The 25,982-nt window shown below is 67.1% G+C and carries 24 protein-coding genes and 2 pseudogenes; 11 read left to right on the top strand and 15 right to left on the bottom strand.

Translation table 11 applies throughout. The features are described 5' to 3' along the window. Positions 1–17 precede the first annotated feature (17 nt). Entirely contained in the window at positions 18–2,123 is a 2,106-nt protein-coding gene (locus tag ACFZBP_RS39385) for a hypothetical protein (protein WP_391420776.1), read from the top strand. Positions 2,124–3,392: 1,269 nt separating this feature from the next. Here ACFZBP_RS39385 and ACFZBP_RS39380 read toward each other — a convergent pair. Continuing rightward, positions 3,393–4,161, bottom strand: a pseudogene (locus ACFZBP_RS39380) (transposase); the annotation flags it as partial. Positions 4,162–4,289: 128 nt separating this feature from the next. On the opposite strand from ACFZBP_RS39380, the pseudogene ACFZBP_RS39375 reads away from it, so the two are divergent. Then, positions 4,290–4,496, top strand: a pseudogene (locus tag ACFZBP_RS39375) (transposase family protein); the annotation flags it as partial. Between the two features lie 281 nt (positions 4,497–4,777). Here the strand turns inward: ACFZBP_RS39375 and ACFZBP_RS39370 are convergent. From ACFZBP_RS39370 to ACFZBP_RS39360, 3 genes are all read right to left on the bottom strand, one after another. Beyond that, complete coding sequence (locus ACFZBP_RS39370) at positions 4,778–5,125, bottom strand: tyrosine-type recombinase/integrase (RefSeq protein ID WP_391420786.1); 348 nt, start codon at positions 5,123–5,125, stop codon at positions 4,778–4,780. A gap of 274 nt (positions 5,126–5,399) precedes the next feature. Further along, complete coding sequence (locus tag ACFZBP_RS39365; protein WP_391420775.1) at positions 5,400–5,789, bottom strand: hypothetical protein; 390 nt, start codon at positions 5,787–5,789, stop codon at positions 5,400–5,402. Between the two features lie 189 nt (positions 5,790–5,978). Further along, positions 5,979–6,263: a helix-turn-helix domain-containing protein gene (locus ACFZBP_RS39360; protein WP_391420774.1), complete on the bottom strand. Its 285-nt coding sequence runs from the start codon at positions 6,261–6,263 to the stop codon at positions 5,979–5,981. 270 nt (positions 6,264–6,533) lie between these two features. On the opposite strand from ACFZBP_RS39360, the gene ACFZBP_RS39355 reads away from it, so the two are divergent. From ACFZBP_RS39355 to recX, 5 genes are all read left to right on the top strand, one after another. Continuing rightward, positions 6,534–7,787 carry a tyrosine-type recombinase/integrase gene (locus ACFZBP_RS39355; RefSeq protein ID WP_391420773.1) on the top strand — a complete coding sequence of 418 codons (1,254 nt, stop codon included), beginning with the start codon at positions 6,534–6,536 and terminating at the stop codon, positions 7,785–7,787. A gap of 63 nt (positions 7,788–7,850) precedes the next feature. Continuing rightward, positions 7,851–8,045: a DUF3046 domain-containing protein gene (locus ACFZBP_RS39350; protein WP_030046916.1), complete on the top strand. Its 195-nt coding sequence runs from the start codon at positions 7,851–7,853 to the stop codon at positions 8,043–8,045. A 60-nt stretch (positions 8,046–8,105) separates the two neighbouring features. Beyond that, on the top strand, positions 8,106–9,392 hold the full coding sequence (locus ACFZBP_RS39345; protein WP_391420772.1) for an AI-2E family transporter: 1,287 nt from the start codon (positions 8,106–8,108) through the stop codon (positions 9,390–9,392). Positions 9,393–9,659: 267 nt separating this feature from the next. Next, the gene (recA, locus tag ACFZBP_RS39340) at positions 9,660–10,784 is read left to right on the top strand and encodes a recombinase RecA (RefSeq protein WP_383456924.1); all 1,125 of its coding nucleotides are present in this window, start codon (positions 9,660–9,662) and stop codon (positions 10,782–10,784) included. A gap of 2 nt (positions 10,785–10,786) precedes the next feature. Further along, positions 10,787–11,719 carry a recombination regulator RecX gene (gene recX, locus ACFZBP_RS39335; RefSeq protein ID WP_383456926.1) on the top strand — a complete coding sequence of 311 codons (933 nt, stop codon included), beginning with the start codon at positions 10,787–10,789 and terminating at the stop codon, positions 11,717–11,719. Positions 11,720–11,819: 100 nt separating this feature from the next. Here recX and ACFZBP_RS39330 read toward each other — a convergent pair whose 3' ends face one another. The 8 genes from ACFZBP_RS39330 to ACFZBP_RS39295 form a co-directional block, all read right to left on the bottom strand. Continuing rightward, positions 11,820–12,245 (bottom strand): rhodanese-like domain-containing protein, encoded by a 426-nt coding sequence (locus tag ACFZBP_RS39330; protein ID WP_391420785.1) that lies wholly within the window; start codon positions 12,243–12,245, stop codon positions 11,820–11,822. 59 nt (positions 12,246–12,304) lie between these two features. Next, complete coding sequence (locus ACFZBP_RS39325; protein WP_383456928.1) at positions 12,305–12,871, bottom strand: cysteine dioxygenase; 567 nt, start codon at positions 12,869–12,871, stop codon at positions 12,305–12,307. 101 nt (positions 12,872–12,972) lie between these two features. Then, the gene (locus ACFZBP_RS39320) at positions 12,973–13,044 is read right to left on the bottom strand and encodes a putative leader peptide (protein ID WP_309544753.1); all 72 of its coding nucleotides are present in this window, start codon (positions 13,042–13,044) and stop codon (positions 12,973–12,975) included. Between the two features lie 159 nt (positions 13,045–13,203). Continuing rightward, a complete protein-coding gene (locus tag ACFZBP_RS39315; RefSeq protein WP_391420771.1) occupies positions 13,204–14,880 on the bottom strand; it encodes an FAD-dependent monooxygenase in 1,677 nt (558 codons plus the stop codon). Between the two features lie 178 nt (positions 14,881–15,058). Continuing rightward, entirely contained in the window at positions 15,059–15,991 is a 933-nt protein-coding gene (locus ACFZBP_RS39310; RefSeq protein ID WP_391420770.1) for an ABC transporter permease subunit, read from the bottom strand. Further along, the gene (locus ACFZBP_RS39305; protein WP_391420769.1) at positions 15,988–16,662 is read right to left on the bottom strand and encodes an ABC transporter permease subunit; all 675 of its coding nucleotides are present in this window, start codon (positions 16,660–16,662) and stop codon (positions 15,988–15,990) included. Before ACFZBP_RS39305 ends, ACFZBP_RS39310 begins: the two co-directional genes overlap by 4 nt. A gap of 96 nt (positions 16,663–16,758) precedes the next feature. Continuing rightward, entirely contained in the window at positions 16,759–17,598 is an 840-nt protein-coding gene (locus ACFZBP_RS39300; RefSeq protein ID WP_391420768.1) for a transporter substrate-binding domain-containing protein, read from the bottom strand. Positions 17,599–17,749: 151 nt separating this feature from the next. Beyond that, positions 17,750–18,526 carry an amino acid ABC transporter ATP-binding protein gene (locus ACFZBP_RS39295; RefSeq protein WP_030046930.1) on the bottom strand — a complete coding sequence of 259 codons (777 nt, stop codon included), beginning with the start codon at positions 18,524–18,526 and terminating at the stop codon, positions 17,750–17,752. 316 nt (positions 18,527–18,842) lie between these two features. Between ACFZBP_RS39295 and ACFZBP_RS39290 the strand changes: the two genes are divergently transcribed. Both ACFZBP_RS39290 and ACFZBP_RS39285 read left to right on the top strand, forming a co-directional pair. After that, complete coding sequence (locus tag ACFZBP_RS39290) at positions 18,843–19,529, top strand: response regulator transcription factor (RefSeq protein ID WP_383456950.1); 687 nt, start codon at positions 18,843–18,845, stop codon at positions 19,527–19,529. A gap of 9 nt (positions 19,530–19,538) precedes the next feature. Further along, a complete protein-coding gene (locus ACFZBP_RS39285; RefSeq protein WP_391420767.1) occupies positions 19,539–20,930 on the top strand; it encodes an ATP-binding protein in 1,392 nt (463 codons plus the stop codon). A gap of 258 nt (positions 20,931–21,188) precedes the next feature. Here the strand turns inward: ACFZBP_RS39285 and ACFZBP_RS39280 are convergent, their stop codons facing one another. Further along, positions 21,189–22,184 (bottom strand): TAXI family TRAP transporter solute-binding subunit, encoded by a 996-nt coding sequence (locus tag ACFZBP_RS39280; protein ID WP_391420766.1) that lies wholly within the window; start codon positions 22,182–22,184, stop codon positions 21,189–21,191. Positions 22,185–22,285: 101 nt separating this feature from the next. Between ACFZBP_RS39280 and miaB the strand changes: the two genes are divergently transcribed. Further along, entirely contained in the window at positions 22,286–24,271 is a 1,986-nt protein-coding gene (miaB, locus tag ACFZBP_RS39275) for a tRNA (N6-isopentenyl adenosine(37)-C2)-methylthiotransferase MiaB (protein ID WP_391420765.1), read from the top strand. Between the two features lie 150 nt (positions 24,272–24,421). Then, complete coding sequence (locus ACFZBP_RS39270) at positions 24,422–25,162, top strand: class III extradiol dioxygenase subunit B-like domain-containing protein (protein ID WP_383456963.1); 741 nt, start codon at positions 24,422–24,424, stop codon at positions 25,160–25,162. 115 nt (positions 25,163–25,277) lie between these two features. Here the strand turns inward: ACFZBP_RS39270 and ACFZBP_RS39265 are convergent, their stop codons facing one another. After that, positions 25,278–25,547: an antitoxin gene (locus tag ACFZBP_RS39265; protein WP_383456965.1), complete on the bottom strand. Its 270-nt coding sequence runs from the start codon at positions 25,545–25,547 to the stop codon at positions 25,278–25,280. Between the two features lie 24 nt (positions 25,548–25,571). Continuing rightward, positions 25,572–25,841, bottom strand: coding sequence for a hypothetical protein (locus ACFZBP_RS39260; RefSeq protein WP_383456967.1), 270 nt, complete (start codon positions 25,839–25,841; stop codon positions 25,572–25,574). Positions 25,842–25,982: the final 141 nt, after the last annotated feature.

The raw sequence follows: 25,982 nt of genomic DNA, 5'->3' as shown, positions 1-25,982 counted from the left end.
ACAAGGAGATCGCGAGTATGAGTATTCCAACTGGTCCAGGGTTGAGGCTTCTCGGGCTGCGTCTGATTGGCTACAGGAAGAACTATGAAGTCAGGTTCACCGATGGGGAATCGTGGAATCCGCTGAGCCTCATCGCGGGAGAAATTAGTACGGGCAAGACTACGATTCTAGAATTCGTCGACTACTGCCTGGGTGGGTCTGCTTTCCCTCAGCACCCCGAAGTCGTAGATGCGGTTAAAGCGGTACAGCTGTCCATTGAAGCGAACGTTCCTGTCGAGCTGGAGGCGGAAGACTCAGAGATCGGTCCAGACGCAACAAGGCTAGGATATACGCGGCAACGTTTCTTGATTCAACGGAGCGTTGAGGGGTCGATTAAAGACGTTCTTGTCTTTTTTGGTGATTTGGATGAGGTGGAGCAGGTTGCTCCAAATATCGTTTCATCGGATTCCTCGGCGAACGAGAGTATTTCGAAGTTCCTTCTTGCTCTTTGCGGACTAGATGGTATTAAGCTCCGCGTGGCTCCAACCAGGCCAGACTCGCCCACTCACCAGCTCAGCTTCCGCGACACGGCTCCGTTGTGGTACCTGACCAATACGCGTCTTGATAATAAGAATTTGGTTTTCGAGCATACGCCACACAAGGCGAATAAGCTGCGGCAAGTAGTCGACATCCTGTTCGATGTCTATGACGAAGGGCGCGCCGTCCTGGCGGGTCAGGTTGCCGAATTGCAGGAGCAGTTGCGCGGGGAGCGCAAAGGTATCGATGCCCTTCGGCGTTTCATTCGTGAGCAAGGAATCCAGGGTCCTGTGGAACTGGATTCGTTGATGGAGCAAGCAAGTGCACGGCGAACTCAGGCCGTATTGAGACTGTCTGACACCGACGACGCGGCGCGGGAGCAGACGCTGTTCGCGGCTGAAGCCCGGCGCGCCTACCAGGAAAAGGAGGAGCGGGCCAGAGAGGCTGCCGGAAAAGCGCGCGAGCGTGAGACTCTCCTGAGGAGGCTCGCTCCCCTGCGCGCGCAATACGCAGATGACTTGAAGAAGCTCACGCTGCTCAAGGAAGCAAAGAGGCTTTTTGACCCCTTGGCTGTGACGGTGTGCCCCGCCTGTGCATCTTCTCTGGGTGACGTCAGCATCGTCAACGGACGATGCACCCTATGTCGCTCGACAGTACCTCATTTGGCGCACGAGGCGCTAAGTGCAGTCAATGCAGGAGCGACCCAAAATGGTGCTACGGAGGCAGCAGCCTCCGCGAATGAATTCGATGTTTCCAAGGAGCTCAGTAGTACCAAGAGGCGCCTAAATGAACTCAACGATTATATTGCAGCGGTCTCCGCTGAAGCTAAGGATGCCCGGTCCGAAAGTAGTATTTTGGATGGCGAGGCCACCGAGCTTCGAATGCGGTTCGATAGTCTGACCAGGGAAGCCGTAACGCCTCTTTTGGCGGAGCGTGACGCCGCTGTGCGGGCCGTGGCAGATGCTGACCTGTCTATTGATCAGGTAGCGAATCAACGGCGCATGCTGGAGTCAGTGGAGAAGCATGAACGCGAGGTTGAATCTCTAGCTGCACGTCTGAACGAAGCGCGTAGACGCGCAGCGGACGCTGAGGCGGCGAGACGCGAGCGGTCCGAGATGTTGAGTAAGTTTTCAGACCGGTTCCGCGCCATTCTTCAGAGTTTTGGGTATCCGAAGCTAACTGAAGCAGAAATCAACGGTCAGCTCATCCCTTACGTTCGTGGAATCCGATACGACCGTGTTGGTTCATCGGGGGCAACCACCCTGATCTCGCTCGCATGGGAGCTCGCTATTTTTGAGCTCGCTTATGAGGAAGGGCGGAGGCATCCTGGCTTCCTTATGATCGACAGTCCGCAGAAGAACCTGGCACCCGAAGGGCTTTTCGGGACCACTGAAAGCGAGGAGAGAGCGGAGGAGGTAGCGGAGGCGATCGTGAGGCGGATTTACCGACACTTGGCAGAGTGGCTCGAAACTTCCGGCTCCGGCGCTCAGATCATCATCGTTGACAACGTCCCGCCGCCTTCGGTGGTGAAATCGATTGTTGTCAAGTATTCGGGCTCCGCTGCTGAGCCTCCGTATGGGCTAATTGACGACGCGTCTACCCCCTAATGCGCGTCTCCTTTGTTTCGCCATCAGTAGCCGAAGAAGTGGTGGACGGGGGCCCTGACCTGCGGCTGTGTAATCGATCAACGCTGCGATCTGCGACTTAGCTGTCGGTGGTTGTCAGCGCTGGTCGTCGTTGAGCACCCTCCGACGGCCCAGTGACGGCCCCGAATCGCGAAGGGCAAGGCGCTACCGCCGACTACAGCGCAGCCCGTAGGTGAGGCTATGGCGCTACTGCCGAACGGAGTCGCTCGCTTGCCTCACGTCAGCGTTGAGGGACTGTCGCACGTGATCTACGAACGCTTGCCGAGCACGCCTGTACAGCGCGGGGACGTAGCACCCAAGCACCATCCCGTCGTTGGTTGGCCACTCGACGTCTTCTTCGCTCTGGGAAGAGAGAAGACATACGTCAGCAATATTCCTGAGTCTTTCCACCAGCGGGATGACCGCCTCGGGCGCGTCTAATCCGACCAGGCTGGCGGCCTTGCCCAGAGCTGTGTGCGCATCATTCAGCCTGGTCTCTGCATTCTCACGAGCTGCGGACCCCGGCGGATGCGAAACACACCATGACATGTTCACGGCGGCCTTCTCGAACCCGTCTGCTGCTACGAGAAAATCTACGTAGGCCTGTCGCTGGGCGGTGCGACGCGCTTCGGCATGTAGGGCATGAGCGGCTATCTTCGCCGCTTCTACCGCATTGTCCGCAGCGCATCGGGCTGCTCTGGCCTGCACATACGTCGCTGGAAGTCCCAAGGCTGTGACTCCGGCTGCGACTACGGCGGCTATCCCTCCAAGATCCATGAACCTCATCTTGGTGGAAGCTCTGCTCGCTCACCGGGTATGTCGGGAACAGGTGAACGCGAGGTCGGTGGAGTCTTTATGGCCGAGTGAAGGGATTCTGCTGGGCCGCTGGTGCTGTCAGGAGTCCGTGTCGGCGGCCTCTTCGAGCAGGTCCATGGCGTGGTTGTGGAACCGGCGTTCGGCGTCACGGCATGGGGCGTTGAAGAAGGCTCGTTGGGCTTCGGTTAGATCGCAGCTCAGCAGTCTCATGGTCACGAACACGGCTTCCACTCCGTGGCATTCGTTGTCCTTGAGGAACTCCTGGAGTGCGTCCGTGTCGCCGGTGGCCTCCCAGACGGGCCGGGCGGTTTCCTGCATGGCAGCGATCCGCGCTGATCGTCCTGCGTCGAAGACCACTGGACCCGCCCTTCTGCTTGGTCCGCAGGATATCGCCAGGTGGGCGGGGGCCGCTGTGCCGTCAAGCGGCTGGGCGACCGGTGGGTGGAAAGTGAAGTGCCTGCCGTCGCGCAGGAGGGCCCATAGGACATCGACACGTCGACGAGCGAGGGCGATGACGGCCTGGACGTGCTTGCAGCCCTCGCCTCGCTTCTTCAAGTAGTAGTCACGGTTGGGGCCTTCACGGATGATGCTGGTCTGGGCGGACAGATAAAGAACGCGACGGAGGCGCCGGCTGTAGCGCTTGGGGCGGTGCAGGTTTGCGGTGCGGCGTCCGGAGTCGCGTGGAACGAGCACCAGGCCAGCGGCGGAGGCGAGGCGACCTGCGTTGGCGAAGGCGCCCAGATCACCGGCTGCGACGATGAACTCGGCTCCCAGAATGGGGCCCATGCCCGGCAGTGACTCAATGATGTGGGCCTGCGGGTGGGTGTGGAAGGTTCGCCGGATCTGCTGGTCGATGGGCTTGAGCCGGTCGTCCAGGGCGAGGACCTGCGTGGCGATGTCCGCGACGATGCCGGCGGCGACATCCTGACCCGACAGCGTGACGTGCTGAGTCCTGGCGGCCTGGAGGGCGGAGGCGGCGACCGCGTCGGGGTTGCGGACGTTCCGTGCCTTGAGCCAGGCGGTGAGGCGAGCGTGGCCGTGGCGGCGTATGGCTGCCGGGGTCTGGTGGCGGGTGAGCAGGATGAGCGCGCCCTTGTGGTCGGCGTAGTCGAAGGCCCGTTCCAGGGCGGGAAAGATCCCGGTGAGCATGTCGCGGAGCCGGGTTGAGCCTGCGGACGCGGTCGGCAATCAGGTCGGTGCGGTGGGGGTCGGCGTACACGTGAACGTGGCCCGGGCAAGATTTCCGTGAGGCTGGAGTGTGCCACCGTGCGCCGGTGACACCCCGTCGCGTGTAGCGGCACTGTCAGCGAGTGTGATGACCTCGTACGGATCATGTCTCCGCACCTCAATGCGGTGCGGGTGGAACGAGTGTGGGTTGCGGGCGGCGTGGTCCGCATCGCGGCCTGCACTCGCGAGTTGACGGTGGCGTGTCCGCATTGCGGTCGCGGTTCTGCGCGGGTGCGCAGTCGCTATTGCCGCGCGCTGGCCGATGTCGCTGTCGGAGGGCGCCCGGTGCAGATCGGGCTGTCGGTGCGGCGGTTGTTCTGTGACAGCCCGGGCTGCGGCCGGCGGACGTCTGCCGAGCAGGTCGAGGGGCTGACGGCGCGCTATCAGCGCCGCAGCCCTCTCCTGCGTATTAGAAGGCGCCTGCTCTGTGACTCTCGAAAGCGTGGTGACCTGCAACGCTCCGCGTCGCTGACACGTCTGCAGGCTTTTGGGGGACGTATGGGGACGTATGGGGGACCTGTCCGGGGCCCCGTGATCGTTGGCGCCCGAAACTGTCGGCTTGCGGAGGCCAACCGGCTGGGAGACGCCCGGTGTCAGGACGCGTTCGACGCTAGAGCATCAAATGTTGCCCCGCTTCGCGGTGCGCCCGCCGATGTGTCGATGTGTGAGAACGCGCTTCCGAACACGGTGACCGTGACCTCCTCGACAGCGAGGGGTGGGTGGGCGTAGGTGTCCCAGGTCTCGGAGAATTTGGCGTGCCGGGAGAGTGCTTGCACGGTCTTCGGGTCGTGCGTGCCGGAGCCGCCGAGGGTGGTGGTGTAGAAGTGCTTGAGGTCGTGGAGGCGGGTTCTTTCCGGAAGGCCTGCTTGTTTCGCTGCCCTTCGCCACTTCTGATGGAAAACGGTGTGCAGTACAGGGCGGCCGAAGCGGTTCGTGACGATCAGGCCCTCGTCCGGCGGTTCGACGTAGCCGCGTGCCCGGCGGCGCTCGGCGCTCGGTGAGATGGGCTCTGGCTCGGAGAAGCGTGCCGTGTGCTGCGCCAGTCACTCGACCAGGAAGTGATCCACCGGCAGGGTTGCGTAACTGGCTTTGGTCTTGAGGCGTACGGCTTTGCCGTGTTGCCGCTGCTCTTCGATGTGAAGCAGGGGCGTGTCCTCAGGCGACCTGACTTCGTTTCAGCCCGAAGGCCTCGCCCTGGCGTAACCCGGCACAGGCTCAGAGCCAGATCAGGACCTCATAGTGCGGCGCTACCCTCCGCATCGCCGCTGCGACTGCTGCGACCTGCCCGGGGGACAGCGCGACCTTGACGCGGGGTGGGACGTCCGGTAGTTCGATCCGCGCCACGATGTTGGGAGGGAGCGGCACATCCTCGTCCAACATGCAGTGCATAAGGATGCGCCAGGTCTTGAAGATCTGGACGACGGTACAGGCCGAGTCGATGCCTTGCTTGTCGAGGAGGTAGTCGACGAAGGCCATGGAATCGGGGCGGCGCAGGTTGCCTGCGGGGCGATGGCCGGCGAAGGGAAGGATGTGGCTGCGGAGATGGCCTTCGTAGGTGTCGCTGCTGTTGGCATTGTTCTTCCGCTTGCGTCTCCTCGTCATCATCTCGGTTGCGAAGTATTCGACCGGCGCTATGAACTGATGCCCTCAAGCCTCCTCCAGGCCTGGCAGGCGACATTATGAATCAGTGAGCCTATTTCACCCCTGCAGCACAGGATGAAAGAGGCTCAGTGACAGCTTTATGGCCGCGGCATTCATCATAACTCCTTTCATGTGAGGAATGGAGTGGGTGGGTCAGGCGGCATCAAGAAATCTCTTTGGCTCCATCGGGCGCATTTCGTGAGTGCGGTGTGCATGGGAGCGGACAGAGGCATTGCGCTGCTCATCGAGCCAGGCGTATACGTCTCGCATCGGGTAGCGGACGGCGCCGCCGTCGAGCTTGATGTAAGTCGGGCCCTTGCCGTCATTCCGCCAGTTACGCAGTGTTTTGTCCGACACTGCGAGCAGCTCGGCGAGCTGGGGAGGTGCCAGCAATTGCCAAATTGGCGTGTGCTCAAGCGTAAGCGTCGAGTCGCCCATTCCAAGACCCTCCAGAGGCGTCTACAAATCCTTTTGAAGGAGATCGTGGGGTGACTTCCTTCGAGACCACATTAGTGGTCTGTGTCGGTGTACGCGTGGCAGAATCTTCGGGTGGGGAAGCCTGGTAACCCCGGGTCGGTAGAGCTGCAGTTGCTTTCTATCCTTCTCGGTCCCGGATGTGTCCCGCTGCATCCCTACTTGTCAGTAGTTGATGTGGCTGAAGTCACACGAAATTAGTGTCGGTCTAGCCCGCTAGGGAGTGTCAAGTACGTGCCAGGACATATAGAAGACCGCTGGATCAGTAAACGAACCAAGGAGAAGACAAAGCTCTACGGCAAGGGCAAGCGTTATAAGGTCGCCGGCATCCCCGGTGTCCGTGCCCGCAGCTTCACCAAGCTCACCGACGCCAAGCAGTGGCTCGCCCATGCTCAAACCGACGTGACGCGGCAGGAGTTCGTCGACCCGCGTGAAGGAACGATCCTGCTGCGCTCGTACGTGGAGGAACGATGGTGGCCGCACCAGCGATACGCCGCCACCACCCGAGATGCGGCACGGCGACGAATATGGGGACACGTTCTCCCAACGCTCGGGCCGCTGCCCCTGAACGCCATCACTGCGCCAGCTCTCCGGGAATGGGTTGCCCAGATGGAGGAGACTCTGTCGCCCGGGACGATCCGCACAACCTGGGGGCATCTCTCTACGATCCTCCAGGCCGCCGTCGAGGACGGCAGGCTGGTGAAGCATCCGATGAAGGGGAGTCGCACCGCCCGGCCACCGGCCAAGCCTGCGCAGAAGGCTCGGGCATGGTCGCGCGAGCAGGCGATGCGGGTACGCGCTGGACTCCCGGAGCAATACCGCCTCGCGGTTGACTTGGGGGTAGGGCTTGGCCTGCGCCAAGGCGAGGTATTCGGACTGTCCCCGGAGGACCTCGATGCGGAGAACGGGGTCGTGCATGTCCGGCGGCAGGTCTGCATGATCGACGGCCACCTCTTCTTTGCGCTCCCCAAGGGCGGCAAGACGCGGGAAGTCGATGCGGCACCCGGCGTCCTGGCCACCATCAAGCAGCATGCGAAGCGCTGGCAGCCGGTTGCGGTGGAACTCCCGTGGGAGAGCCCCCACGAACCTAAGAACGATCGGCAGCGCGTCGACTGGGCTCCGCGCACCTACTCACTTTTCCTGGCTACCCGGCAGCGGCGTGCATGGAACCGCGACACATGGAACAGACGCCTCTGGAAGCCCGCGCTCGCCTCCGCGGGACTCATCGGCAAAGTGGACCCCGATTCCGACGAGAGCAAGTGGGAGCCGTCACGCGAGCTCGGCTTCCATGCCCTGCGCCACACCTACGCCAGCGTCCAGCTCGAAGCCGGCGAGTCGATCGTCTCCCTCGCCCGCTGGCTCGGGCACGCCGACCCTGGCTTTACTCTGCGTACATACACGCACTTCATGCCCGACGCAGGCAGGCGAGGTCGCGCCGCCATGGATGCTTGGTTCAGCGGGGAGGCGAACTCCCTGGAAACCCCCTGACGGTCATGCCGGGGCGTGAGAGGTGGGAAACATGCAGGTCAAGGTGGGCTTGGAGCGGAACGCATGCGGTTGACGGTCTTCTGGGAGCGGATGGCGGACCACTTCGGTCCGGGATACGCCGACACCTTCGCGCGCGACCATGTGATGGCGGAGCTCGGTGGGCGCACGGTGCACGAGGCGCTGAACAGCGGCTGGGAGGCCAAGGACGTGTGGCGTGTGGTCTGCGCCGTCATGAACGTTCCGGGGGAGAAGCGCTGACAGGTCACGAAGATCGCAGGACGGCAGCCGGTTGTCGGTGGCGTGGGCGACACTTGCTCCGTGGCACGCACTGACGAGACCGGGCAGCCCGCCCGGCACGCATCACCGTTCGGCACGACGCCGCCCACCCCGCCGCCGGGTGAGGGCGCCGCCGGGGCGGACGCCCGCATGCCTCGTTGGCTCCCGCGCGCCATGGTGCTCGCGCTGGCGCTCGTCGGCGCGTTCCAGCTGGGCAGCTGGGCCTTTCACCAGCTCACCGGGCTGCTGATCAACATCCTCATCGCGTTCTTCCTGGCCCTGGCCATCGAGCCGGCGGTGAGCTGGATGGCCTCGCGCGGCATGCGCCGGGGCTTGGCCACCGGCATCGTCTTCCTCGCGGTGATCACCGTGTCCGCGGGGTTCGTGACGCTGCTGGGGTCCATGCTCGCGGGCCAGATCATCAAGATCGTCGAGGATTTCCCAAACTACCTCGACTCCGTCATCAACTGGATCAACGCGCACTTCCACACCGAGCTGCGCCGCGTTGACATCCAGGAGGGCCTGCTCCGGTCCGACTGGCTGCGCAACTACGTGCAGAACAGTGCCACCGGCGTCCTCGACGTGTCCGCCCAGGTCCTCGGCGGTCTCTTCCAGCTGCTGACGATCACGCTGTTCTCGTTCTACTTCGCCGCTGACGGCCCTCGCCTGCGCCGCGCGCTGTGCTCCGTACTGCCGCCCGCCAAGCAGGCCGAGGTGCTGCGCGCGTGGGAGATCGCCGTCAACAAGACGGGCGGGTACCTGTACTCGCGCGGCCTGATGGCGCTCATCTCCGGCATGGCCCACTACATCCTGCTGGCGAGCCTGGACGTGCCCTACGCGCCCGTGCTCGCCGTGTGGGTCGGCCTGGTCTCGCAGTTCATCCCCACCATCGGCACGTATCTCGCGGGCGCCCTGCCCATGCTGATCGCCTTCACGGTCGATCCCTGGTACGCGCTGTGGGTGCTGATCTTCGTCGTGGTCTACCAGCAGTTCGAGAACTATGTCCTGCAGCCCAAGCTGACCTCGAAGACCGTCGACATCCACCCCGCAGTCGCCTTCGGTTCGGTCGTCGCGGGCACCGCCCTCCTCGGCGCGGTGGGCGCGCTGATCGCCATCCCGGCCATCGCCACGCTGCAGGCGTTCCTGGGTGCGTACGTGAAGCGCTACGACGTCACGGACGATCCCCGGGTCCATGGGCACCGGGGCCGGGGAGCGGGGCGAGGCATGGTCACGCGCGCGCGTGCGCTGTGGGCCCATCGGCCGGGGTCGGCGAAGCCGGGGTCGGCCGATGAGGGTTCCGGGGGGAGCTCCCCGGAGAACTCCGGCTGAGGATCCGGGGGGTTCGGGCCGGGATTCCGGGCTGTCTCCGGCTGCGAACGTAGTCTCGTAGGTGACGTGTGGTGCGCTTGACACGAAAATCGAACATCCATTCTCATGGAGGCTCCGGCGAGGCGCTCGGCGGGCATTTCGCCCCGCTTTCGATGGAGAAGTTCCCGAGTTATCCACAGGCCGGACGGGCGTCGGGGCGCATTGTCAGTGGCAGGCGTTAGCGTCTTTGACGTGAAGCGATCGACTCAAGCAAACCGGGTGGAACCCATGGCAGGAACCGACCGCGAGAAGGCCCTGGATGCCGCGCTCGCACAGATTGAACGGCAATTCGGCAAGGGCGCGGTCATGCGCATGGGCGAGCGGTCGATGGAGCCCATCGAGGTCATCTCGACCGGGTCGACCGCGCTCGACGTGGCCCTCGGCGTGGGCGGCCTGCCGCGCGGCCGTGTCGTGGAGATTTACGGCCCGGAGTCGTCCGGTAAGACGACCCTGACCCTGCACGCGGTGGCGAACGCGCAGAAGGCCGGCGGCCAGGTCGCCTTCGTGGACGCGGAGCACGCCCTCGACCCCGAGTACGCGAAGAAGCTCGGCGTCGACATCGACAACCTGATCCTCTCCCAGCCCGACAACGGCGAGCAGGCCCTCGAGATCGTGGACATGCTGGTCCGCTCCGGCGCCCTCGACCTCATCGTCATCGACTCCGTCGCCGCGCTCGTCCCGCGCGCGGAGATCGAGGGCGAGATGGGCGACAGCCATGTCGGTCTCCAGGCCCGCCTGATGAGCCAGGCCCTGCGGAAGATCACCAGCGCCCTCAACCAGTCGAAGACCACCGCGATCTTCATCAACCAGCTCCGCGAGAAGATCGGCGTGATGTTCGGCTCCCCGGAGACCACGACCGGTGGCCGCGCGCTGAAGTTCTACGCCTCGGTGCGTATCGACATCCGCCGCATCGAGACCCTGAAGGACGGCACGGAGGCGGTCGGCAACCGCACCCGCTGCAAGGTCGTCAAGAACAAGGTCGCGCCGCCCTTCAAGCAGGCCGAGTTCGACATCCTCTACGGCCAGGGCATCAGCCGTGAGGGCGGCCTGATCGACATGGGCGTGGAGCACGGCTTCGTCCGCAAGGCCGGCGCCTGGTACACGTACGAGGGCGACCAGCTCGGCCAGGGCAAGGAGAACGCGCGCAACTTCCTCAAGGACAACCCCGACCTGGCCAACGAGATCGAGAAGAAGATCAAGGAGAAGCTCGGCGTCGGCGTGCGGCCGGAGGAGCCTGCTGCCGAGCCGGGCGCGGACGCCGCGGTCTCCGCCACCCCGGACGACGCCGCGAAGACGGTACCCGCTCCGGCGGCCAAGGCAGCCAAGACCAAGGCTGCGACTGCCAAGAGCTGACCTTGACACGGCGAACGGACTGGGCCGAGTACGCCGCCTACCCGGACGCTCCGCGCGAGCGGAGACGAGGCGGCTACGCGGACTCCTCCGGGACGGGCGGCCACGCCCGTGCGGGAGACGCGGCCCATGACGCGGACCGGGGGAACGACGGCACGGCGCCGTACGGCGGAAGCAGGTCCTTCGGCGGGTACGGCGACGAGTCGGGCCTGGCGTACGGCGACGAGCCGGGCCAGGGCGCGGTGGACGGCGAAGCGTGGGCGGAGGACGGTTCGGCACTCGGCGCCGGTGCGCCGGGTGATGGCTCACGCCGTGGCCGGCGTGGGACTCGGGGCTCGGACGGCTCACGCGGGCGTCGTCGGCGCGGTCGTACGGAGTCGTCCGGAGAGGACGGAGGTGCCTCTTCCTCGTCGAGGGCCGAGGAGAGGACGCCCCCAGCGGACCCGGTGGAGCAGGCGCGGGCGATCTGTCTGCGCCTGCTCACCGGGACCCCGCGCACGCGCAAGCAGCTCGCGGACGCCCTGCGCAAACGCGAGATCCCGGATGATGCCGCGGAGGAGGTGCTGTCGCGGTTCGAGGAGGTCGGCCTCATCAACGACAGCGCGTTCGCGGACGCCTGGGTGGAGTCCCGGCACCACGGCCGGGGGCTCGCCCGACGCGCGCTCGCCCGGGAACTGCGCACCAAGGGCGTCGACTCCACACTGATCGACGAGGCTGTCTCGCAGCTCGACTCCGAACAGGAGGAGACGACGGCTCGCGAACTCGTCGCCCGCAAACTGCGTTCCACGCGGGGCCTCGACCGCGACAAACGCCTGCGCCGCCTCGCGGGCATGCTGGCCCGCAAGGGCTACCCCGAGGGCATGGCCCTACGGGTGGTCCGGCAGGCCTTGGAGGAAGAGGGCGAGGACACGGAGTTCCTCGAGGACGAGGGGTACTGAACGCGACGGCGAACGTGGTTCTCCGGCCCCGGACACGGTGGACGCGCGGGGGCGCCCATCGCGTTCGGGGTCGGGTAGTGAGCAGGCGTGGACGTTGTGATCAGCCTTGGGCCTGAGCGCCCGCCGTCACCGGCAGCCCCTCCGCCCGCCACGCCTGGAAACCCCCCACCAGGTCGGTGGCCCGGTGCAGCCCCAGTCGCCGTAGCGACTCGGCTGCCAGGCTCGACGCGTAGCCCTCGTTGCAGATCACCACGACCAGAAGGTCGTGGCTCGTCGCCTCGGGGGCGCGATGGCTGCCCTGAGGATCGAGCCGCCACTCCAGTTCGTTGCGCTCGACCACGAGGGCGCCGGGAATGAGCCCGTCCAGCTCGCGCAGGGCCGCGTACCGGATGTCGACCAGCAGAGCCTCGCCGGCCTGGGTGGCCTCGTATGCCTCCCGCGGCTCGATTCGCGGGTAGCCGGCGCGCACCCGCTCCAGCAACTCGTCTATGCCGACCGGCCGTGCATCCACGTTGCCCGCATCCATGCCCACGTCCACCTTCACCTTCGACTCACCGCCGCCGACCGGCCGCTCACTCACATCGCTCACTGCCAGTCCTCCGGGCGCTCCACCTGCTCCAGTCGCAGGATCGGCCCGCTGCGGCTGAAGCGGCGGATCCGTGGCAGCGGCGGGTAGTAGGCGTGCACGGAGATCGCATGTCGGTCGGAGGACTCGTTGAGGACCTCGTGCACATGGTGATGGCCGAAGGAACGGCCCTTTCCGGCCGGCAGCCGCCGTTCCCGGTCCACGTCGTCCGTCAGTTCGAGCGTCTTCCAGCCATCGGCGGGCAGCCGGACGGCGAGCGCGTTCTCCTTCAGCTCACCGGCCGCGGTGACGAAGGCTCCGACGGAGTCGGCGTGGTCGTGCCAGCCGGTGCCCGTACCGGGCGGCCAGCCGATCAGCCAGGCCTCACTGCCGCCGGGGCCTTCGAGTCGCACCCAGGTACGGCCTTCCGGGTCGAGCGGGAGCGAGGCGATCAACTCGGCGTCGGCGGCCGTACGCCGTACGAAGTCGAGAAGGTCCGCCTGCGTGGGTGTGGAGGGCGCCGTCGTCGGCGCGGGAGACGTGGCAGCCGGGTTGGAAGCGGCAACGGCGGCAGGGGAGACAGACACGGGCACCGTCCTGAAGAGGGTTCGCGAAGTGCGCGCGACGGCACCGGCGACAGGAATCAGGGGGCCAGGAGCGGCGCGCGCGAGAAGAAAGAGAGGCGAGTTCAGCAGGACGGGCGACACACGCAGCCCGCATAGCGGACGAGGTCCATATGGACCCTCCGCCACAGGCGCACACAGGTGTCGGTCACGATCCGGAGTACACCATGCCGGTGCGGGACGGTCAACTCACTGTCACCATGCGGACCGCACAGTGACAGTGAGTGCCGCTTCGGGGGCAGGTTCGGTTCGCTTTCGGGTGAGGGGCTTGCTCGTTCTGATCACCGGCGACGGCGTCAGCGCGAGCCGGCCGCAGCTTCCGCCTCCTCGGCCTCCTTGTCTGCCTTGGCCTTCTTGCTCGTCTTGGTCGCCTTCACAGGTCCGCCCAGCGCCGCCTCGGCCGCCGCGTACAGATCGGCCGGCCGAACCCCGCTGAGGGCGGTCACCAGGTGGCCGTCGGGTCGGACGAGCAGCACGCTGTGCGCGGACGCTCCCGGATAGCTCTCCGCGACGAGTAGTTCGGCCGGATGCGGCAGCGCCGTCACCGCGGCCGCCAGCCGCGGCATGATCCCGGCGGTCGCCCAGTGCTTGCGGTCCCACACACCTGTGCCCGGAGCGATCAGCAGGACCAGCAAAGCACCTCGTCCGAGCCGGTCCCGCAGTCGTACGAAGGAGCCGTCCTCGGCCGTGACGCGTACGTCCATGACCGGCGCACCGCGCGGCGTGTCCACCGGCACCTCGCCCTCCAGGGACGGGGGCGCGAGCGGTGAGTCGGCGTACGTTCCCGGCGCACCGATCGCCCCCTGCCCGAGGTGGCCGTCGATCAGCAGCGCGTCATGGCCCCGGGCCGAGCCGGGGACGTACGCGCGCAGCCCCCCACCGCCGCGCAGCAGCGGCAGCGCCTGGTCGGCGGCGCGCAGCCGGGCGGCGACGGCCGCGCGACGCTCCGCCTGGTAGCTGTCGAGCAGCGCCTCGTGCAGTCCGTGGTGCCAGGCCGACGCCAGCTTCCAGGCGAGGTTGTCGGCGTCCCTCAGTCCCTCTTCCAGCCCATGCGTGCCGAGCGTGCCGAGGCAGTGCGCCGCGTCTCCGGCGAGAAAGACGCGGCCCACACGCCAGCGGCGAGCCAGGCGGTGGTGGACCGTGTGCACTCCGGTGTCGAGGAGTTCGTACGGCGGTGTCGGACCGGTGGACCAGCCGGCGAGCGTGTCGCGGACGTGCGTCACCAGCAGTTCGGGTGTGACCAGGTCCTTGCCCGGTGGCAGCAGCCAGTCGAGGCGCCAGATCCCGTCCGGGAGCGGCCGTCCGGTCACCTCCCCGCCCGAGGGTCCGGACGTCCGCCACGGCGGCATCCGATGGAGCAACGCCTGGCCCTCCCACGGAAGTTCCACACGCAGCGCGGCCACGGCGTGTCGCTCCACCGCCGTACGGCCCGGAAAGCGGATGTCCTGGAGCTTGCGCACGGTCGAGCGGGGGCCGTCGCAGCCGACCACGTAACTGCCTCGCCACCAGGTGCCCTTGGGGCCCCGGGTGTGGACGCTGACGCCCGAGGCCTCCTGCTCGATGGCGTCCAGGCGACTGTCCACGGCGACCTTGACGAGCCGTTCGTCGGCGAGGGCGGCGCGCAGGGCACCGGTCAGCACGTGCTGCGCGATGTGCAGGGGCGCGGGGGTCGTGACGCCCTCGCGTCCCTCCGCCTCCTGCGCGGCGTCGTCGAACGTGACCTCGCGCATCACCTGCTTGCGCCGCATCGCCCGCCATCCGGCCCAGTGGGCCCCCACCTCGGAGAGCGGCGTGCCCGTCAGGCGTTCCAAGAGTGTGGTGGTGTCCTCGCGCAGGACGACGGTGCGCGCGAGACGGGGTTCGTCCTTGCCCGGCCCCTCGTCGAGGACGACGGACGGTACCTCCTGACGGGCCAGCGCCAGGGCGAGCGTGAGCCCGACGGGCCCCGCTCCGACGATGATCACCGGGTCCACGGCGCGGCGCCCCCTGCCCGCAGCGGTGTCCCGAGGGACGCAAGTGAACAGAAAGTTGGAGCAGGGTGCACGATCACAGAACGTATGCAACCCATTGCCGGTGCTTGCGTCAAGTGACGGAGGGCAGTGGCGATCATGCCACTGCCCTCCGGTGTCGTTCATGCTATTTGACTGTTCGTCAGGTGTAGGTCCTGGAGCCCGGTAGGCCGCCACCTTCGCCGCCGGTCCCGAAGGAGCCGCCCACCGCCGCCGGGTTCAGCTCCTCCATGTCCTCGGCGCTGAGGACCGCGCCCGTGCTCTTCCGGCTGCGCCGCAGCCGCTTCTCCAGCCAGCTGGCGAAGCTTGTGAGGATGAAGTTCAGCACGATGTAGATGACCGCCACCACGATGAAGCTGGGGATGACGTTGGCGTAGTAGGCCGCCAGGGTGCCACGCGAGTTGAGCAGCTCGGTGAACCCGATCATCACGCCGCCCAGTGCGGTGTCCTTCACGATGACCACGAGCTGACTGACGATGGCCGGCAGCATGGCGGTCACGGCCTGCGGCAGCAGGATGGTCCGCATCGTCTGGTTCTTGCGCAGACCGATCGCCATGGCGGCCTCGGACTGCCCCTTGGGCAGGGCGAGGATGCCGGCACGGACGACCTCGGCGAGGACGGACGCGTTGTAGAGCACCAGGCCGGTGACGACCGCGTAGAGCGGCCGCTGTTCGGTGGTGACGTTCGTCCAGCGGTCGTAGAACTCGTTGGCGAACAGAATCAGCAACAGGACCGGGATCGCCCGAAAGAACTCCACCACCCAGGCGGCCGGAATCCGCACCGAGAGGTGGTCGGAGAGGCGTGCGATACCGAAGACCGCGCCCAGCGGAAGGGCGATCACCATGGCCAGTGCCGCAGCCTTGAGGGTGTTGCCGAGACCTGGCAACAGATAGGTCGTCCAGGCCTCCGACTCGGTGAACGGTTTCCACAGGGCCCACTCGAGTTGGCCCTTCCCGTCCATGGTGTCCCAGATGAACCATACGAGCAGTGCGAGGAGGGCGAAGAAGATCACCGAGATGACCACGTTGCGCCGCTTGGCGCGGGGGCCGGGCTCGTCGTAGAGAACGGAACTCATCGCTTCACCGCCAGTCGCTTGCTCAGCCAACCGAAGAACAGGCCGGTAGGCAGGGTCAGTACCACGAAACCGAAGGCGAAGACCGCGCCGATGAGGAGCGTCTGAGCCTCGTTCTCGATCATTTCCTTCATCAGGTAGGCGGCTTCGGCCACGCCGATCGCGGCCGCCACTGTGGTGTTCTTGGTCAGGGCGATCAACACGTTGGCCAGTGGGCCGATGACCGAGCGGAAGGCCTGCGGCAGGACGATGAGCCGGATGGTCTGACTGAAGGTCAACCCAATGGCACGAGCCGCCTCTGCCTGGCCCATCGGCACGGTGTTGATGCCCGAACGGATCGCCTCGCAGACGAAGGCGGCGGTGTAGGCCACGAGACCGAGGATCGCCAGTCGGAAGCCCTTGACCTGGGAGTCGGAGGCGCCCATCGTCACGCCGAAGATGTCGGCGAGGCCGAGCGAGGTGAAGATGATGATGACCGTCAGGGGGATGTTCCGGACAAGGTTGACGTAGGCCGTGCCGAACCCACGCATGAGCGGGACCGGGCTGACCCGCATAGCTGCCAGGAGGGTGCCCCAGATCAAGGAGCCCAGGCCGGAGAAGAAGGTGAGTTTCACCGTCGTCCAGAAGGCACCCAACAACGTGGGGTCGTCATAGTCTGAAATGAAGTCGAACACGATCTCCCGCGCTTCCGGGTGGGTGGCATATGGGGATAGCGCGGCGCGCCGCCGCCCTGATCGCGGTGGACGGCGGCGCGCCGGTGCGGCACTGCGCTACTTGACGATGACGCCGATCTTCGGCGCGGGCTCGTTCTTGTAGTTGGCCGGACCGAAGTTGTCGGCGACCGCCTTGTCCCAGGCCTTGTCCTTGACCATCTTCTCGAGGGCGGCGTTGATCTTGTTGACGGTCTCGGTGTCGCCCTTCTTCACACCGATGCCGTAGTTCTCGTTGCTCAGCTTGAGGCCGGCGAGCTTGAACTTGCCCTTGTACTGCTCCTGCGCGGCGTAGCCCGCGAGGATCGAGTCGTCCGTGGTCAGGGCGTCCACGGCACCGCTCTGCAGAGCGGCGAGACACTCCGAGTAGCCGCTCCGCTCCTGCAGGTCGGCCTTCGGTGCGAAGTCGTCCTTGACGTTCTGCGCCGAGGTGGAGCCCTGCACCGAGCACAGCTTCTTGCCGTTGAGGTCGGTGGCCGCGGTGATGTCCGAGTCGGTCTTGATGAGCAGGTCCTGGTGGGCCAGCAGGTAGGGACCGGCGAAGTCGACCGACTTCTTGCGCTCGTCGTTGATCGAGTAGGTGGCCGCGATGAACTTCACGTCCCCGCGCTTCAGCGCGTTCTCACGGTCGGCACTCTTGGTCTCGACCCACTCGATCTGGTCGGGCTCGTAGCCGAGTTCCTTCGCCACGTACGTCGCGACGTCCACGTCGAAGCCGGAGTAGCCGCCCGGCTCCTTCAGGCCGAGACCCGGCTGGTCGTACTTAATGCCGATCTTGATCTTGTCCCCGCCACCGGAGCCCGAGTTGCTGTCGCTGTCGCCGTCACCACCACAAGCAGTGGCGGTGATGGAGAGGACGATTGCAGTGGCGGCCGCGGCGGAGGCCTTGCGGAGCTTCATGGTGAACATCCTTTGTGTGAAGAAGAGATGCGTGCCGTCAGGAACGGCGGTGACGCAGGTCGTCGGGTGCGTGAAGCAGTCCGTCAGTGGTGCGTGGTGTGCACCTCGTCAGTGGTGCGTACCACGTCGGAGATGCGGGGATCGCACCCCGTCAGTGGTGCAGGATCTTGGACAGGAAGTCCTTGGCGCGGTCGCTGCGCGGGTTGCTGAAGAACTGGTCCGGCACAGCTTCTTCGACGATCTTGCCGTCCGCCATGAACACCACCCGATTGGCGGCCGAACGGGCGAAGCCCATCTCGTGAGTGACGACGATCATGGTCATGCCGTCGCGGGCGAGCTGCTGCATGACCTCCAGAACCTCGTTGATCATCTCCGGGTCGAGCGCCGACGTGGGCTCGTCGAAGAGCATGACCTTGGGATCCATGGCCAGCGCACGGGCGATGGCCACACGCTGCTGCTGGCCGCCGGAGAGCTGGGCGGGGTACTTGTCCGCCTGGCTGCCCACGCCCACCCGGTCGAGCAGGGAGCGGGCCTTCTCCTCGGCCTTCTTCTTGTCGGTCTTGCGGACCTTGATCTGGCCCAGCATCACGTTCTCGAGCACGGTCTTGTGCGCGAAAAGGTTGAAGGACTGGAAGACCATCCCGACGTCGGCACGCAGCTTGGCCAGCGCCTTGCCCTCAGCGGGCAGGGGCTTGCCGTCGATCGCGATCGTGCCGGAGTCGATCGTCTCCAGGCGGTTGATGGTGCGGCACAGGGTGGACTTCCCGGACCCGGAGGGTCCGATGACCACGACGACCTCGCCGCGGGCGATCGTCAGATCGATGTCCTGGAGCACGTGCAACGCGCCGAAGTGCTTGTTCACGTTCTTCAGGACGACCAGCTCGCCGGTCGCGGCCACATCTTCCTTGGCCACCGATACTTCGGTCATCGCTCTCAGGCTCCGTCCTCCTCGGTTTCGGAGGACAGTAGTAACCGTATCCGACCTGCGTCATCAGTTCTGAGGTGAATCTGAGCATCACGATCCGATAGCAATCGGACACGTGTCGTAGCACTTGGGACCGGGCGCGTACCGGCTGGATAACGGAAGCCGCGAGCAACCGGAACCCACTTGACGGCGTCCTCGTCCATCAGCGTGACTTCCATGGTGCACGCGCGCGTGTGCACGCACGGTGCACCTACACGCACTGTGTACCTACCTGAGTACCTATCTGAATCGTACGGCCGATGAACCCAAGGAGGCCGGGGTGAGACTGCTCCTCGTCGAGGACGACAACCATGTCGCCGCCGCGCTGTCCGCGGTTCTGGCACGGCACGGTTTCGACGTCACGCACGCGCGTAGCGGCGAGGAGGCCCTCCAGGCGCTTGTTCCCGAGGCCGACGGCTTCGGTGTCGTCCTCCTCGACCTCGGTCTGCCCGACCAGGACGGTTACGAGGTCTGCGGCAAGATCCGCAAGCGCACCAGCACCCCGGTGATCATGGTCACCGCGCGCTCCGACGTCCGCTCCCGCATCCACGGCCTCAACCTCGGGGCCGACGACTACGTCGTGAAGCCGTACGACACCGGAGAGCTGCTCGCCCGGATCCACGCCGTCAGCCGGCGCACCGTTCCGGACGACGCCGAAGTCGGCGGTGACGGCGTGCTGCGCCTGGGCGCCGTGCACATCGAACTGCCGACCCGCCAGGTCAGCGTGGACGGTTCGGTTGTCCAACTGACGCGTAAGGAGTTCGATCTCCTCGCGCTGCTGGCCCAGCGCCCCGGGGTGGTCTTCCGCAGGGAACAGATCATCAGTGAGGTGTGGCGCACGAGTTGGGAGGGGACTGGGCGCACCCTTGAGGTGCATGTGGCGTCCTTGCGCGCCAAGCTGCGCATGCCGGCGCTGATCGAGACCGTACGCGGCGTCGGCTACCGACTCGTCGCCCCGGCGTCGTAGCGGGCAAGGGTGCGCACTCGTCTCCTCCCGCTGCTGATCGTCCTGATGGCGGCGGTGCTGCTCGCCCTCGGCGTACCGCTCGCCGTCAGTCTGGCGTCGGCCCAGCAGCAGAAGGTGGTCGTCGACCGGATCGACGACACCGCGTACTTCGCGGCGATCGCACGGCCCGCCGCCGACACCACGACCGGCTCCCGCGACGACCTGCGCATCCTGAGCCGGGAACTCGAGAGCTACTACGAGGTCTACGGCATCAAGGCCGGTGTCTTCCTGCCCAACGGCACGCCCCTGGCCACCGGCCCGACGACCTGGATCCTGTCCGATACCGGCGAAGAGCGCGACGCCTTCAAGGAGTCGCTGCTGAGCCGGCGCAGCCACGACCCCAAGCAGGTGTGGCCCTGGCAGCGCAACCGCCTCGTCATCGCCTCGCCGGTCATCCGGGACGGTGACGTCGTCGCGGTCGTGGTCACCGACTCGCCCACCGGGCAGATGCGTTCGCGGATCCTGCACGGCTGGCTGATCATCGGTGCGGGGCTGACGGCCGCGATGCTGTTGGCCGTCGGGGCCGCCCTCAGGCTGACCGGGTGGGTGCTCAGACCGGTGCGCGTGCTGGACGTCACCACGCATGAAATCGCGAGCGGCCGCATCAAGTCACGCGTCGCGGTGGCCAGCGGTCCACCGGAACTCAGACGGCTGGCCCGGTCGTTCAACGAGATGGCGGACAACGTCGAGGACGTGCTGGAGCAGCAGCGCGCCTTCGTCGCGGACGCCTCGCACCAGCTGCGCAACCCGCTCGCGGCGCTGCTGCTGCGGATCGAACTGCTCGCCTTCGAACTCCCCGAGGGCAATGCGGAGATCGCCTCGGTACAGGCCGAGGGCAAGCGCCTGGCGCAGGTGCTCGACGATCTGCTCGACCTCGCCCTCGCCGAGCACACCGAGGCCGAGCTCCGGCTGACCGACGTCGGCGCGCTGACCGCCGAGCGCGTCGCGGCCTGGGCGCCGACCGCCGAGGCCAAGGGCGTACGGCTGGTGGGCACCTGCCCGCCCACCACCGCCTGGGTCGACCCGGTGGCGCTGTCCAGCGCGCTGGACGCGGTGATCGACAACGCGGTGAAGTTCACGCCGGAGGACGAGCGCGTAGAGGTGACCGTCGCGTCCAACGGCAGGACGTCGACGATCGAGGTGGCCGACAACGGCCCCGGCCTCACCGACGAGGAGCTGGCCCGCATCGGCGACCGCTTCTGGCGCAGCGGCCGGCACCAGAACATCAAGGGCTCGGGGCTGGGCCTGTCGATCTCCCGGGCACTGCTCGCCCCGGGCGGCGGCTCGATCGCGTACGACCGTCATGAGCCGCACGGGTTGCGGGTGACGGTCACGGTGCCGAGGTCGGCGCCGAGGCCGTAGCGGGTGCGGGTGCGTGCGCGAGCGAGGTCGGCTGGTTCCTGTGGTCGCCCCCGGCTGATCCGACGCGGCCTGCGCCACGCCTTGTCCGACGCGGCCTGCGCCACGCCTTGTCCGACGCGGCCTTCGCCACGCCTTGTCCGACGCGGCCTTCGCCACGCCTAGTCCGACGCGCCCTGCGCCACGCCTAGTCCGAGGCGGCGGGCTGAGCTACGGCTGCTCCACAGCGGCCTTCGCTACGACTGCTCCCGGCAGCCTTCGCTACGGCTTCACCGACCGGTAGTAACTCTTGGCACCCTCATGCAGCGTCAGCGGGTCGGTGTAGATCGCCGTACGAAGGTCGACGAGTTGCGCGGAGTGGACGTGGGCGCCGATGCCGTCGCGACTCTTGATCACCGTCCGGGTCAGCCATTCGGTGAGCCGGGGGTCCATGTTCTCGCGGGTGATCAACAGGTTGGACACGGCGATCGTCGGCACCGTGGCCCCGTCCTGGATGCTGGGGTAGGCCGACTCCGGCATGTTGGTGGCGCGGTAGAAGTGGGCCGCGTCCCCCTGGGCGTGCACCTTGGCGACGAGATCCGAGTCGATCGGCACGAACCTGAACGCGGAGGTCTTGGCGATCTCCTCCAGTCCACCCGTCGGCAGTCCGCCCGACCAGAAGAACGCGTCGAGCTCGTGCCCCAGCCGCTTGGGCCCGGTGTCGATGCCGTCCGACCTGGGCGTGATGTCCTTCTGCGGATCAATACCGGCGGCCTCGAGCACGCGCGTGGCGATCAGCCGGACACCGGAGTTGGGCAGCCCTATGGCCACCCGCTTGCCCTTCAGGTCCGCGACGGAGCGGATGTCCGAGTCCGGCGGGACGACGAGCTGCACATAGTCGTCGTACAGGCGGGCGACCCCGCGCAGCCGGTCGGTGACGGGCTTGCCGCCCATCCTGAAGGTGTCCACGGCGTCGGCGGCGGCGATCGTGAAGTCGGCCTCACCGGTCGCCACGCGTTCGACGTTCTCCTGCGACCCGGCGCTCGTCGTCAGCCGCACCTTCAGCTGCGGCATGTCCTTGGCGAGCTCCTCGCGCAGTAGCTCGCCGTACTCCTGGTAGACCCCCGCGCGCGTGCCGGTGCTGAACGTGATCGTCCCGCTCGGCGGGTCCTCACCGAGCGGCAGCACCCACCACAGCAGCAAGCCGAGCGTCACGAGCCCGGCGGCCGCTCCCTCGAGGGCCCGGCGCCTGCTGATGCGGGTGAATGCCTTGAGCATGGCCGCGATCCTGCCAGCCGGTACGCGGTGCTGGCCAGGGCAGGGGTCACAGGCGCTGCCGCGCACCGAGGAGTGTCAGACCCGGCCGATACAGTCGCCGCATGAGTTCCTCTCCCGCCGACCTGGTCCGTGAATTCCACCTCGCCTGCGGCCTCGACGCCCGCAGAACGCCGACCGAGGTCTCGCCGGAACTCGCCGCCCACCGTGGAGAGCTGCTCGCCGAGGAGGCCGCGGAGGTGGCCGAGGTCGCCGTGACCGGCCCGCTCGACAGGCTCGCGCACGAGCTGGCGGACGTGGTCTACGTGGCGTACGGCACGGCCCTGGTCCACGGCATCGACCTCGACGCCGTCCTCTCCGAGATCCACCGTTCCAACATGACCAAGCGGGGCCCCGACGGTCGGGTCTCCCGCAGAGCCGACGGCAAGGTCCTCAAGGGCGAGCACTACGAGGCGCCGGACGTGTCGGGCGTGCTGCGCCGACAGGGATGGGCGGCCCGCGCGGTAGCTACCGCCCGCCACCCCAGCCCCCTTGGGCCGGGGCTACGGGTTCTCGCGACCGCATACCCTTGTCCCATGAGCAGCAGCGACCGGAGCCAGGCAGTGGACGTGAAGACTTACGAGGTGCGCACCTACGGGTGCCAGATGAACGTCCACGATTCCGAGCGATTGTCCGGGCTGCTCGAAGACGCCGGTTACGTACGCGCGCCCGAGGACGCGAACGGCGACGCGGACGTCGTCGTCTTCAACACCTGCGCGGTCCGCGAGAACGCCGACAACAAGCTGTACGGCAACCTCGGCCACCTCGCGCCGATGAAGACCAAGCGGCCCGGGATGCAGATCGCGGTCGGCGGCTGTCTCGCGCAGAAGGACCGCGACACCATCGTGAAGCGGGCGCCCTGGGTGGACGTCGTCTTCGGCACGCACAACATCGGCAAGCTCCCCGTCCTGCTGGAACGCGCGCGCGTGCAGGAGGAGGCGCAGGTCGAGATCGCCGAGTCGCTGGAGGCGTTCCCGTCGACGCTGCCGACCCGGCGCGAGAGCGCCTACGCGGCCTGGGTGTCGATCTCCGTCGGCTGCAACAACACCTGCACCTTCTGTATCGTCCCCGCCCTGCGCGGCAAGGAGAAGGACCGCCGCCCCGGCGACATCCTCGCCGAGGTCGAGGCGCTGGTCGCCGAGGGCGTCAGCGAGATCACGCTGCTCGGACAGAACGTCAACGCGTACGGCTCCGACATCGGCGACCGCGAGGCGTTCAGCAAGCTGCTGCGGGCCTGCGGGGCCATCGAGGGCCTGGAGCGCGTCCGCTTCACGTCGCCGCATCCGCGCGACTTCACGGACGACGTGATCGCGGCGATGGCCGAGACGCCGAACGTGATGCCGCAGCTGCACATGCCGCTCCAGTCCGGTTCGGACACGGTCCTCAAGGCGATGCGCCGCTCCTACCGCCAGGAGCGCTACCTGGGCATCATCGAGAAGGTCCGCGCCGCCATCCCGCACGCCGCGATCACCACCGACATCATCGTGGGCTTCCCGGGCGAGACCGAGGAGGACTTCGAGCAGACGCTGCACGTCGTCCGCGAGGCGCGTTTCGCCCAGGCCTTCACCTTCCAGTACTCCAAGCGCCCCGGCACCCCTGCCGCCACCATGGAGAACCAGATCCCCAAGGAGGTCGTCCAGGCGCGCTACGAGCGTCTCGTCGCCCTCCAGGAGGAGATCTCCTGGGACGAGAACAAGAAGCAGATCGGCCGCACCGTCGACCTGATGGTCGCCGAGGGCGAGGGCCGCAAGGACGGCGCCACGCACCGTCTGTCCGGCCGCGCCCCCGACAACCGGCTGGTCCACTTCACCAAGCCTGAGCAGGAGGTCCGGCCCGGCGACGTCGTGACCGTCGAGATCACGTACGCCGCCCCTCACCACCTCCTCGCCGAGGGCGCCGTCCTGAACGTGCGCCGCACGCGCGCGGGCGACGCCTGGGAGAAGCGCAACGCCGCCGAGGCCACCAAGGCCGCGGGTGTCATGCTGGGTCTGCCCAAGGTGGGCGTGCCCGAGCCGCTGCCGGCCGCCGCCGGGGGCTGTGCCATCGACTGACGGGACCCGGAGGCCGGACCTCGAGCCGCTCCCGGCTCGCGGAGCGCCTGTGGGGCACAGAGGCTCCTCGTAGCCGGGGAGACCTTCCCGGAGCGGCCTCCTGGATGGCGTCCCGGGGCGCCTCCGGGGCCGCGCAGTAGGCTGCCGATCATGCTTGTCGCTGCCGCCGTCTGCCCCTGCCCGCCTCTCCTCGTGCCCCAGGTCGCCGCGGGCGCCGCGCCCGAGCTGGACGCCGCGCGGGCTGCCTGCACGGATGCGCTGGGCCTGCTCGCCGCCGCCCGCCCCGACCGGCTGGTGGTCGTGGGGCCGGCAGAGGAGAGCGGGACGCGGACGTATCCGCGAGGGACGGTGGGTACGTTCCGCGGCTTCGGTGTGGACGTCGACGTACGGCTGGGCCCCGGCGAAGGCCCGGGCGACGGCGACGCGGTCGATCCGGCGCTTTCGAAGCTCCGGCTCCCGTCCTCGCTGGCCGTCGCCGCATGGCTTCTGGAGCGGACCGGCTGGTCGTACGCCCCGATCGAGGGACTCGGCGTGGGGGAACCTCTCGCGGCCGAGCGGTGTATTGAAATCGGAAGGGACATTGCCGCCCGGGCCGGGCGGGTGGCACTGCTGGCGATGGGCGACGCCAGCGCCTGTCGGACGCTCAAGGCGCCTGGCTACCTCGACGAGCGAGCGGCACCGTTCGACGCGTCCGTCGCGCGTGCGCTCGGCGACGCCGATGTGGCCGCCCTCAAGGCTCTGGACACCGGGCTCGCGCAGGAGCTGAAGGCGTCGGGCCGGGCCCCTTGGCAGGTCCTGGCGGGCGCCGCGGAGGAGGCGGGTCTCTCCGGCGCCTTGCTCTACGAGGACGCGCCGTACGGGGTGGGCTACCTGGTCGCGACCTGGTCGTAGCGCGCCGAGCCCGGGAAGCCGACGTCCGACCGACATCGAACGCAGGTCGAAAGGTCTCCGGAAACGGCGGACGGCCGGGAGCCGTCAAGCTCCGCGGCCGTCCGTCGATGTGCCGTCAGGTGGTCGGCGGGGGTGCGTCCGGCGGCGGTGTGCTGCTGCCGGTCGCCGTGTCGTTCCCCTTGTGCGCGAGTCGGTCCATGGCGCCCTTGGCCTTGCCCGTGCCCGTGTGGATCCTGTCGCTGTACTTGCCCTTGGTCTTCTCGTCGACGACCTTCGCGGCCTTGTCGAGACCGTGCTGGATCTTGCCCTCGTGCCGCTGCGCGAGGCCGGAGACCTTGTCCTTCGCCGGGGCGAGTTTGGCTTTCAAATTGTCCTTCAGACCCATCGTTCACCTTCCCGCGCGGGGCAGTTACGTGCGGGCGCCCTCACCGGCCTCGCTGTCGGCCGCCGCGTCGGCGGACTGCTGCTTGGGGATCTCGACGCCGTCGTCGGAGTCGGTCTCGACGGACTCCGCCGCCGTCGGTTCGGCCGCGTCCTCGGCCTTGGTCTCAGCCGACCCCTTCGCCTCCGCCGCCTCTTCCGCCACGGGCTCGGCCGTTGGTGTGTCGGCCTGAGCCTCGACGGTTGACGCCTCCTCCGTGGCCTTCGACCGTCGGAAAAGTCGTGCGAAAACGCCCATATCCACTCCATACGTTACTCGTGCGGGCGAAATCCCGCGTCGTCCGGTGCGTCCGTTTGCGCCCCCGGGTCGCCGCCTCCGCGAAACCGGCGGCGAAAACCTCGCAACAGGCAACGACCCCGCGCGTGTGCCGTCACTTAA

The sequence above is a fragment of the Streptomyces sp. NPDC008086 genome, from assembly GCF_042957325.1.
In the GTDB taxonomy this organism is placed as follows: Bacteria; Actinomycetota; Actinomycetes; order Streptomycetales; family Streptomycetaceae; genus Streptomyces.
The sequence above is the reverse complement of the archived record's forward strand: the minus strand, read 5'-3'. Positions and strand labels throughout refer to the sequence as shown.